The sequence below is a fragment of the Acidobacteriota bacterium genome, from assembly GCA_003696075.1.
Taxonomy (GTDB): domain Bacteria; phylum Acidobacteriota; class Polarisedimenticolia; order J045; family J045; genus J045.
In genome coordinates, this window is record RFHH01000147.1 from 1 (window position 1) to 9,175 (window position 9,175).

A 9,175-nucleotide genomic window follows, 5' to 3' on the forward strand; every position below is an offset into this window, starting at 1 on the left:
CCGGTCGGTGCACGCCGGCGCGGGCAGAACTGTCGGCCCGCCACCGAGTTCGCCGGTGCAGCGCACCATCGAGGGTGCACCTCCCTCCGAATGCGCGACTCGCGGAACGCGACGGGAAACCGCCCGCCGGGCCTCGGCCCCGGGGCCCGCGCTCCGGGCGCCAGGATTCCCCAGTTTCCGGCCAGGGAACCCGGCGTCCACCGGTCCAGCTAACGCGCCGGGACCCGTTGCGTAATCCGATCCGAGGGGCCTACAGATTCGGCGCTCGTTTCTGCTCGAAAGGGACCGGGGGGGTGCCGCTCGACACCAAGGGGGAAAGACGCGATGGGGGATGATCGCATCTTCGCGCGCGGCGTGCTGGTTTGCGCCGTGTGCCTCGCATCGATCGCGGGCGTTCTGGCCGACGAGGGCGGCCGGAGCGGGAGCGACCTTTCGCTCGAACTCGGCGCTGGACGTCCGCTCGGCCAGGACGGAACCGCCCTCGGTCGGCTCATGTGGACCGGAGTCCTTCCGGTGGGCGGTGCCGACCTGCAGGGCTCGATCATGTACGGCCGCGACGATCTCGGGAGCGTCTGGGGGGCATCGCTCGGACTGTTCCGGCGAGGGAACCTGGGCGGCTCGGCCCTGTTCTTCGACGGCATCCGCACGGCCTTCGACAACACCTTCCTGCAGGCGCGTGCCGTCGGAGAGCTGTATTTGAAACGCTCGCGGTTCGACCTTTCCTACGCTTATCCGCTGACCCGGCCCCGCCCGGTCGATCCCGCCGACCTCAAGCATGAAGAGGACCTGCGGCTCGAGCTGCCGCCCGAAATGGCCGGCCGGGCGCCGCACGAACTCCGGCTGAAGGAGCGCGCGCTCGACCGTCTCGAGATGGCCTTCGCCTTCGCGCCGTCGGAGCGGTCCGAACTCGCGGTCGGACTCGCGGGCACCGACCTGCTGGCGACCGATCCTGACGACGTCGGGCAGGCCCGGTCGTCGCTCGTCCTCCGCTGGAAGATCGAGCCCTCGCCGGGCCACGTCTGGACGCTCGCCGACGGCGAGATCGACGACGACGGGAACTGGCGTCTCGTCGCCGGCTACGCCTGGGGTTCCGCCCGGCTGGGCCGCCGGACCGGCGTCCGGCCCGGCGAGCACGCGCCCTTCCCCGTCGCCTTCCCGCAGACCGTGGTGCGCTCCGTCGGCGGAACGCTCGTCTTCGGCGACAACCCGCTGTGGAACGACGTCTGCCCCGACGACAACGTGCTGACCACCGTCTCCGGAGGGATCCCGCCTTACACCTGGACGTGGGTCACGGGCGAGCCGTCCTCGTGGATGGGCGAGGTGGAGGTGCTGGTCCGCGCCCCCACCACCCAGACCGAGAGAAGCGTCCTGTGTGGCGACGATCCCAACTGCTGGATCGTGGACTTCTTCGTGAACTGCCCCGACACCGTGGAGCAGGCGGACATTCTCGTGACCGATTCGGCGGGGAACGCCGGCGTGCTGACGCTCGAAACCCGCTGACACCCGCGGTAGGCTGAAGGCCGGGCCATGTGGAGGGCGGGCGGGCGCCCGGCCGCCCCGATCGAGGAGGTCCCATGGGGATGAGGGAAGTCCTCCCTCGGGTGTTCCACTGGACCGCGGTCCATCCGCGGATCGGCGTGCCGGTCAGCTCTTATTTCGTCGCCGACCACGGCCTGCTCATCGACCCGATGCAGCCGCCCGAGGGCGCGGAGGCGCTGCGCGAGCTGGGAGAGCCGAAACAGATCCTGCTGACCAACCGGCACCACCGGCGTGATGCCGAGGCGCTCGCCGAGACGTTCGGGATCCCGGTCTGGTGCGAAGGCCGGGGATGCGCCGACCTGGGCGGGCTTCCCGGTCTGCGGCCCTTCTCCGCCGGGGAAGACCTGCCGTTCGGGGTGGCGACGCACGCGGTCGGCACGCCGCACGCGGACGAAACGGCGTTCCTGCTCTCGGGCGAGCCGCCGGTCCTCGTCCTCGGCGACTGCATCGTCCGGATGGGAGACGGCCCGCTCGGCTTCGTGCCCGACCGGCATCTCGGCCCCGACCCCGAGACCGTCAAGCGCGAGCTGCGGCGAGCCGTTTCCACGCTCCTCCCGCTGCACTTCGACCATCTCCTCCTGGCGCACGGCAACCCGTGGATCGGCGGCGCCCACGAAGCGCTGACGGAGTTCATTGCATCCGAGTGCTGACAGCGGCTCCCTCCGCTTGCCGCCCGCCTGCCGTTTCTCGCGTACGCGGACGGCAGAACACGCGCCCGTTCACCAGCGGCAGAGGCGGCACGCTGATCAGCATCCACTCTGCACGTATCTCGTAGCATCGCGCGTGGGGATCGCCCCGCACTCCGCGGACGTCGCCTAGTGCGGAAAACCGGCGAAGCGGGGCTTCTGCCGCCTGCAGCGCCGCTAGAGGGCGTGCGCGCGCGCCCGCCTGCGCTTTCGAGCGCGGTCAGATCGCCGGAAGCCGTGAGCGCTCCCGACAGCGCGCCACTCCGCAGCGCACGCCATTCCGCAAGCGCGCTCTCTGCCGGTCGTGCCCCTCTACCGGCGCTGCACGGCGGGCGAGCGCAGCAAGGCCGGCATGCCGCGCCCATGCCGGTGCCACGCGCACACGGACCCGCTCGTCGTGGGTGGTCGCACAGATGTCAGCGTTCCCCGGCGAGCGGAGCGTCGTAGTGCGGGACGACGAGCGTCCGCACTTCGCTCTGTGCGACCACGCGGCCCGCAGCGTCGATGGCCCGCACGAGCCACGTGTACGTCCGGCCAGGCGTGAGACGACTGCGCGTCACGTCCGACAGTTCGACCTCCGTGTGGTCGCTGCCGATAACGACGCCGGCGACGCGCCGGCCTCCGGCGCCCGCATCCCAGATTTCCAGCTTGTAGACACGCGCACCCGGAATCGCCTCCCAGCCGAAGCGGGTGCCGGCGCGGAGAATCGCCCCCGCGGCTGGAGACCACACATGCAGTCGATCCGGCGCGCGCTCCTCCTCGCCGCGCACGACATATCGCACGAAGGGCGGCTCGAACGCGGTGGCCGGGTCCGTGATGCGCAGCCGCACGAGGTGCAGGCCGGCGAGGTGCGTCGGCAGCGGCGGGCTGCGCAGCTCGATCGCTCGGCGACCGGTCACCCACCGGCGCACGGTGAGCAGTGGGCGGTAAACCGGATCGCCACTGACACCTGCCGGATCGGCCATCTCCCACACGGCCCGCAGCAGGCCGCTGCCGGACAGATTCAATCGCGCCACCGCCCGCACGTCCTCGCCGACTGCGACGACCTCGATCACGCGGCCGTTCTCGAACGCAAGCGCCTCGCGCTCGACGCTGAAACCCGATGCGGCGCCACCGGTGATCCGCAGCTCGATGGCTCCGGTCGCCGACCCGGCGCCGTCGTCGAAAACCCGGACGTAGAACAACCTCGAGGTACCGAGCCGGTTCGCTGCATCGACCACGGCTGCGGGCACGAGCACCGTCTCCCGAAACGTGAACACAGTCGTCGCGGCAACCGGCCGGGTCTCTAACAGGCTGCGCGATACTGTCCCGAGCACCTGCCCCGTCGGGCTTCCCGCCCGAAACGTCCCCGACAGCGAGAGGACTGTCGCCCCGGCCGTCCCGCCCGCGAGCGTCCGGGTAACAGTCCAAACGGCCGAGACTGAGGTCGGGCGAGAAACCGGAACGGACCGCGACGCAGGGGTCGCACTCACCGCGGTGACAGCCGCATGGGCCTGCCAGGCCCCGACCAGGAGGGGCAGCGCGACCAGCACGAGCCGCCGCCGCGAGCAGCGCGATCGCTTCTCGTCGTTTCTCATCAGTCGGCTCCCCAGCGTAGCGCGAGGCGCAACAAGACGCGATGTGTCACGGCGGAGCTCTCTGGATCGGAGCTGTCACGCAAGCGGTGGCGCTGCGCCTCGAGCGATAGCGCCACCGCAGGCCGCCTCCCGCGGGCTTCCCCGATCACCCAGCGCAGCAAGCCGGTCGTGTCGAGCGTGCTGCGGGCCGATGGCGCATCGCTCGCCCGCTCGCGGTTCCACGACGTGCCGAGGGCGGCCTGCACCCCCGCACCGAGCGCGAAGTCGGCATCCAGCGTGATGGTCCCATTCCGGAGCACGGCTGCGCGCTCCCGGTCCCTCGTGCGGCTGTGCAGGGCGGACAAGCCGACGGTCACTTTATCGCGGCCGACCACGTGGAACGACAGCTCGGTCGTCGCGTCATCGGTTCCGGGCGGTTCGTCCCCGTATCCGGCCTCGCGCCCGATGGTGTGCCCTAGACTCCAGTTCCACATCGGATAGGAAAAATCGGCGGAAACCGACAGCACGCGCATGCGGCGCAGAGCACCCTGCACGAGACCGGCTCCCGAAAGGACGACATCCTGGTCGAGACCGACCCAGCTCAAGGACCAGGTCGGTTCTCCGTACCATGGCGTGCCGGACTCCGGGTCGCGCTCTGGGCGGGGCGCGAACGTCAGCGACAGCGAACCCTGCAACGACCGCACGCGCGGCAGCGGGGTAAGCCCGTTCACGTTGTCGGTCTCCCGTGCGAAGTCGGCTTGCACGTCGAACCCAGCCCGCGAAAACGCCGCGGTCGCGCGCAGCAGGTCCTGGTCGGCCGCTCCCGATGGGTTGCCGACGCTGCGAAAGAACGTCCCGAGACGGCGCCGTTCCAAGCCGACCCTCAGCGAGGCTGGCTCCTCGCCGACCGGACGCCCTCCGAGCACCTCGTACTCGACGCGAGCCGCGAAGGCACGGTCGCGCCGGGGCTCGCCGGTACCGTCACCGTCGGCATCCCACCGCGTGCGCGCGTACTCGGCGCCGTACTGCAGGCGCTGGTCGACGACCGTTCCCTCCAGGGCCAGGCTCGCAGCGCGTCCCTTCGCGTGGGTCGCCGTGTCCCCGCCGACCCCTTCGCCGAACTGCCCCGGATCGCGTCCGGCGAGCCACGTCGCGGAAAGGACAAGCGCCTCCGGTGCGCTGGCGAGCGGCCGCGCGCGCACCGCGCCGCCGGCGACGCGATCGCCCGGATCGCCCGCGCCCAGCCCGCCCGCAAACCCTGCGATCTCCTGGGTCCGCAACGCGAACGCTGCCGCGAACACGGGATCGTCGGGCTGGCCGTAGCCCGCGGAGACGCCGCGCCGGCGCAGGTCGGAGGCGACCAGCGAGTTCGGCGCGGGCGCATGGTGACCGACCGCGAGCCACCAGCGGCCAGCCTCGCCGCGGAGCAGGAAGTCGCCGAGATCGACGTGGCCGTGCCCCCGCGGCAGCAGCTCCGCCTCCGAGTGGTGCACCAGTTCCGCTTCGCTCGAAAGGCGCCAGCTCCCGTCGGCGATCGTCCCTGTCGCGTGCAGCACACCCTCTGAGCCGGAAGCAGGCCCCGGGTCGTCCGGACCGCCGCTCGCGATGCGGCCGAAGCCGCTCAGCTCCGCTGCCGCGGCCACCTCGGCCTCGCGCAGCCGCGCGGAATGACGCACCTCGAACGTCCAGGAGCCGCGCTCGATCGACTCGCCGCCAGCCGATCGCTCCACCAGCCGCAGTTCGTGAACGCCCCACTCGAGCGGCTCGACCGGCTCGAACGCGAGCAGATCGCGCTCCGCGTCGAACTCAACGACATCGGTCACGTCGAGTGCGTCGAGTTCGAGAATCAGCCGACCGGCCTGCTGCTCGGCGAGCCCCGGCACGCGGATCCGGATCGGATCGCGCGGCCGCCGCACGGCGCCCTCGGGGGCGAGCAGCTCCGGCGCGGCCCCGGGAACGCCGGCTGCGTGCGCCGAGCTGCCCGCGAGCAGAAGACCGCATGCCACGCCGATGACGGGAACGATCCGGACGGCGTGGCGCTGCACGCGTGTCGTCGTTCGGATGGGCATGATCCGCTCCAGGCCGGCAGGACCGCACGGTCCACGCCGTATCCGGTCCTCCGCTCAGAAGCGGATCTTCGCCTTCGTCATTTGGCAGCGGCGCTCGAACGCGACCGGCTTCGACCGCGCGACATGCGTGCGGCCCTTGCCGTCCTTCCAGCTCACGACGAGCCGGGTCTTTCCCTTGACCCATTTTCCCTTCGGCCCGTTCCACGACTGCTCGAGCTTCGAGGATGCCTTGCCCGGGCCTTTCACCGACCACTTGACCTTGCGGCTCTTGCCGATGACCTTGGGCCGCCCCTCCGGCGAAAGGAACTCGAGCCATGTTTCGCCTGAAAGCCGCATCGTGCTCGAAATCGTCGCGTGGAAGATCACCTTTCCTGGGCAGGCCATCGTCGCCCTCGGCTTGTCGACCTTGAAGCTGGTGATCGTGACCGTGTCGTCGTCGATCTTCGGGGCGAGCCCCACGACGGTCGATCGGCCGGGTGCGCAGCGCCGCTGGAACGTCACGGGCTGCGACGTAGCGGTGTATGTCTTGCCGTCCGATCCCTTCCAGCTCAAGACGAGGCGCGTCCGGCCCTGCACGGTCTTGCCGGCCGGACCGGTCCATGGCTGCTCGAACGTCGAGGTTGCCTCTCCGGCCTTGTTCATCGACCAGGGGACCGCCTTGCCCTTGCCCGGCTTGGGGCTATCCGGACCGGCAGGTAGGAACTCGAGCCAGGCTTGGCCGGAAAGCTTCGTCTTGGTCGCGATCGTCGCTTTGAAAGGAACCTTGCCGGGGCAGGTTATCGTGTCGGTCACGCGGTTGACCGTGAAGCCCTTGATCTCGACCGCCCCCGAGCCGGTCAGCTTCGCCTTCGCCGCGGCGGACGGCAGGCACTCGATCTTCAGATCGAACCGCTCGGTCTGGTCGTGGAAATCGGCGAATCCGAGTTTTTCGGACACCGGGTTGCACGTCAGCGTGGCCTTGAGCCGGCCCCCCTCCGGGACCGTGAGCGAAAAACCCTCGGCGAGGAACTGCTCCCGCGGCGTTTCCGGGTCGTTGAACATCCGCCGCGCCAGCTCGTCGTTGCAGGCCTGGATCGGATCGGCGAACTTACCGCTCGCGTCGCCGGTGTAAATCGTCTCGAGGACGATCTCTTGGAAGTCGAGCGGGGTCTTGACCCAGTACGCGCCGTTCTTCGAGTCGAGCAGGGGCGGATGCTCGAGGTCCGTCTGGAGTCCAGGCGCGGAGAAGAAGATCTGATTGAGGTCGTGTTCTTGGAAGCCGGGCTTCTTGTCGTAGCGGCAGTCGGCGTCGATGCGGAACACCAGTTTCCCGGTCGAGACGACCCCGTCGTAGGCGACGCCATTCGTCGAGGCGACCTTGACCGTCAGCGGCTTCGGAGCATGCAAGTCCAGCTCCGTCACCTTGTTGGCCAGCGAGAGCGGCGTCGAGACGACAAGTACGATGAGCAAGGCCGGGGTCGATCGTCTGCGCATGGTCTCCTGTTCTCCTTCGTGGGCGGAGCCCTCCGGTGCGAACAAGGCCGCGCCGCGCTGCCGCGCGCCCTCCCGCCCGGCGGGCCGGCCTTTCCGGCTCAGGTCGGGTCGGGGGAGCTAATCTTACAGGCTTTGTCAGTTTGTCCAGGCACCACGAGCGCCGCTCCGAACCCTTTCCCCCGGCCGCCGGTCGCGAGAGCCCGGCCCTACTTTCGCTTAGCTATCGCCTCGCGCGGTTTTCGCGTCGGCTGGCCCGCGTCGCACGTCGCCGCGCGGACGCGCGGGACCGACGCGCATGCGGCAGCCGTTGCCTCGCGTGCCAGCCGATGGAGCGGCTTTCCCGGGTACGCTGCGCCGCCCAATCGCGTGCGCCGGTCGGGCTTGACATCGGCCCGATCGATACTATTCTACCGATCTAGTCAATCGGTCAGATGGTCGATCGGAGGTAAGGATGGCCGTTCGGCTGACGAGGGAGCAGATCATCGAGGCGGCGCGGCCGCTGTTCGCCCGGCACGGGCTCAAGAAGACGTCGCTGAGCGACATCGCGCGGCGGCTCGGCGTCACCAAGGCGGCGCTCTACTACCACTTCCCCGGGGGCAAGGTGGAGATCGCCGACGCGGCGCTCGCCGAGGAGGAGGCGAAGGTCCTCGAGGCGATGCGCCGGGCCGTCGAGGGGGAGCGCGATCCGCGCCGACAGCTCCGGGCGCTCCTCCTCGCCCGCGTCGCCCACCTCGAGGAGCTGCGGCAGGTGCTCGAGGTCACCGGGGAGGTCGCCGACGAGTTCGCGGAGCTCTACGAGCGCAGCGAGCGCCGCTTCAACCAGGAAGAGCAGGCGATGCTCGAAGCGATCCTCCGCCGCGGCCAGCGCGAGGGGCTGTTCCGCCGCGCCAACGTCCGCCGGCTCGCTCGCGGGCTGCAGACGGCGCTCCGGCGCGTCCACGTCGATCTCGTCTACCACCGCGAGGAGGACGAGGATCCCGAGCGCGCCGCCGACGAGATGCTCGACCTGCTGCTGTACGGCATCGCGGAGCCGGCCTCGCGCGGCCGGGGGAGGCGCGGATGATCCGCCCCGCGCCCGCGCTGACGGCCGCCGTCGCCCTGCTCTCGGCTTCGATGGCCGGAGTCCAGGAGGCCGCGGCCTCCGCACCGGCGGCACGCGCACCGGAAGCTCCCGCGCCGACCGGCGCCGCCTCCGTCGAGGAAGCGCACCCTCGGGCAGGCTCCGTCCCCCTCACCTTCGAAGAAGCGATCCGGCTCGCCTTGGACGGCCCGGCGGTGGCGGCCGCCCGCGCCGCCGTCGACGAGGCGGCCGCCGGCATCGCCGAGGCCCGGAGCGCCCGGCGGCCTTCGCTGGCGCTCCAAGCCGGGGCGCGCAGCCTCGCGCGCGACCCCGGGTTCGTGCTTCCTCCCGGCGCGCTCGGCAGCCCCGTCCCGCTCGAGCTGCCGAGCGGCGAGCGGCAGGTCTGGACCGCCTCGATCGAGATCCGCCAGCTCCTGTGGGACGCCGGCCGCACGCGCGCCTGGCTCGAGGCCGCCGGCAAGGGACGCGCGGCCGCGGCCGCCGCCGAGCGCGCGGTGCAGCACGCTGTCGAGCGGGCGGCGATCGGCGCCTTCGCCGCCGCCGCGGAGACGGCCGACCTGCTCGAGGTCGCCCGCAAGGCGGTCGAGGAGCACGAGGAACTCGTCCGCCAGGTACGGCGGCTCGTCGAGGCGGAGCAGCTTCCCGAGGCCGACCTGCGGCAGGCGGAGGCGGCGCTCGAGCAGGCGCGGCTCCGCGCGATCGAGGCGGACGCGGCACACCGGCGCGCGCTCGCCGCGCTCGAGGAGCTGGTCGGCCGGCCGGTCGACAAGG

The 9,175-nt window shown here is 71.1% G+C and carries 7 protein-coding genes; 4 read left to right on the plus strand and 3 right to left on the minus strand.

The window, feature by feature from the left end; genetic code table 11:
• The first annotated feature begins 324 nt into the window (after positions 1 to 324).
• Positions 325 to 1,500: a hypothetical protein gene (locus D6718_10005; protein RMG44460.1), complete on the plus strand. Its 1,176-nt coding sequence runs from the start codon at positions 325 to 327 to the stop codon at positions 1,498 to 1,500.
• A 74-nt stretch (positions 1,501 to 1,574) separates the two neighbouring features.
• Positions 1,575 to 2,189: a hypothetical protein gene (locus D6718_10010; protein RMG44461.1), complete on the plus strand. Its 615-nt coding sequence runs from the start codon at positions 1,575 to 1,577 to the stop codon at positions 2,187 to 2,189.
• A 452-nt stretch (positions 2,190 to 2,641) separates the two neighbouring features.
• Here D6718_10010 and D6718_10015 read toward each other — a convergent pair whose 3' ends face one another.
• The 3 genes from D6718_10015 to D6718_10025 all read right to left on the minus strand — a co-directional run bounded on the left by D6718_10015 (position 2,642) and on the right by D6718_10025 (position 7,323).
• Positions 2,642 to 3,484, minus strand: coding sequence for a hypothetical protein (locus tag D6718_10015; GenBank protein ID RMG44462.1), 843 nt, complete (start codon positions 3,482 to 3,484; stop codon positions 2,642 to 2,644).
• A gap of 317 nt (positions 3,485 to 3,801) precedes the next feature.
• Positions 3,802 to 5,850: a hypothetical protein gene (locus D6718_10020; protein RMG44463.1), complete on the minus strand. Its 2,049-nt coding sequence runs from the start codon at positions 5,848 to 5,850 to the stop codon at positions 3,802 to 3,804.
• Between the two features lie 54 nt (positions 5,851 to 5,904).
• On the minus strand, positions 5,905 to 7,323 hold the full coding sequence (locus D6718_10025; GenBank protein RMG44464.1) for a hypothetical protein: 1,419 nt from the start codon (positions 7,321 to 7,323) through the stop codon (positions 5,905 to 5,907).
• Between the two features lie 451 nt (positions 7,324 to 7,774).
• Here D6718_10025 and D6718_10030 point away from each other — a divergent pair, with 451 nt between their 5' ends.
• Both D6718_10030 and D6718_10035 read left to right on the plus strand, forming a co-directional pair.
• Positions 7,775 to 8,386, plus strand: coding sequence for a TetR family transcriptional regulator (locus tag D6718_10030; protein ID RMG44465.1), 612 nt, complete (start codon positions 7,775 to 7,777; stop codon positions 8,384 to 8,386).
• Positions 8,383 to 9,175 (plus strand): hypothetical protein (locus D6718_10035; GenBank protein ID RMG44466.1); only part of this gene is annotated, 793 nt, incomplete at its 3' end. The genes D6718_10030 and D6718_10035, both read left to right, overlap by 4 nt.

What these genes read in the sequence shown, in the direction of transcription:
- D6718_10005 (RMG44460.1), top strand. Translation starts at nt 325, where the DNA reads ATGGGGGATGATCGCATCTTCGCGCGCGGCGTGCTGGTTTGCGCCGTG.
- D6718_10010 (RMG44461.1), top strand. Translation starts at nt 1,575, where the DNA reads ATGGGGATGAGGGAAGTCCTCCCTCGGGTGTTCCACTGGACCGCGGTC.
- D6718_10025 (RMG44464.1), bottom strand. Translation starts at nt 7,323, where the DNA reads ATGCGCAGACGATCGACCCCGGCCTTGCTCATCGTACTTGTCGTCTCG.
- D6718_10030 (RMG44465.1), top strand. Translation starts at nt 7,775, where the DNA reads ATGGCCGTTCGGCTGACGAGGGAGCAGATCATCGAGGCGGCGCGGCCG.
- D6718_10020 (RMG44463.1), bottom strand. Translation starts at nt 5,850, where the DNA reads ATGCCCATCCGAACGACGACACGCGTGCAGCGCCACGCCGTCCGGATC.